This is a genomic window from Streptococcus parasanguinis, assembly GCF_001578955.1.
Lineage (GTDB): Bacteria > Bacillota > Bacilli > Lactobacillales > Streptococcaceae > Streptococcus > Streptococcus parasanguinis_U.
The window spans coordinates 745,440-746,191 of the sequence record NZ_KQ969689.1 but is presented as its reverse complement, the minus strand read 5'-3'; the positions used below and the strand labels follow the sequence as shown (position 1 = coordinate 746,191).

General features: G+C 44.4%; 1 protein-coding gene. It reads right to left on the bottom strand.

All coding sequences use genetic code 11. The annotated features are described in order from the left end of the window. Nucleotides 1-752 (bottom strand): elongation factor 4 family protein (locus SPADD19_RS03605; protein WP_481906735.1); only part of this gene is annotated, 752 nt, incomplete at both ends.

Sequence of the window (752 nt, the reverse complement as noted above, 5' to 3'; positions counted from 1 at the left end):
AGACAACTCATAGTCAAAGCTCGCATAGCCACGAGTAGAGGATTTTAATTTATCAAAAAAATCAAAGACAATTTCTGCCAGGGGAATTTGATAGATGACATTAACCCGATTTTCATCGATGTAATCCATGGTCACAAAATCCCCACGTTTGCGTTGGGCCAGTTCCATGACAGCCCCGACAAACTCTTGCGGCACCATGATTTGGGCTTTTACATACGGTTCTTCGATCGAAGCGATCTTGGTTGGATCTGGAAACTCAGAAGGGTTGGAGACATCCAGTGCTTCTCCATCTGTCAAATTGACCTTGTAAATAACAGACGGCGCTGTCATGATCAAGTCAATGTTGAACTCACGCTCCAAACGCTCTTGGATAACGTCCATATGAAGGAGACCCAAGAAACCACAACGGAAACCAAAACCAAGGGCTTGAGAAGTTTCCGGTTCAAATTGAAGACTGGCATCATTCAATTGCAATTTTTCCAAAGCTTCACGAAGATCATTGTATTTGTTAGATTCAATTGGGTAAAGACCAGCAAAAACCATTGGGTTCATTTGCTTGTATCCATGTAGTGGCTCACTTGCCGGATTGGAAGCTAGGGTCACCGTATCCCCGACACGAGTATCCGCAACGGTCTTGATAGAGGCCGCTATATAGCCAACATCCCCAGTTGCCAGGAAATCGCGTCCAACTGCTTTAGGAGTAAAAATCCCAACCTCGGTGACATCAAATGTCTTACCATTGCTCATGAGTT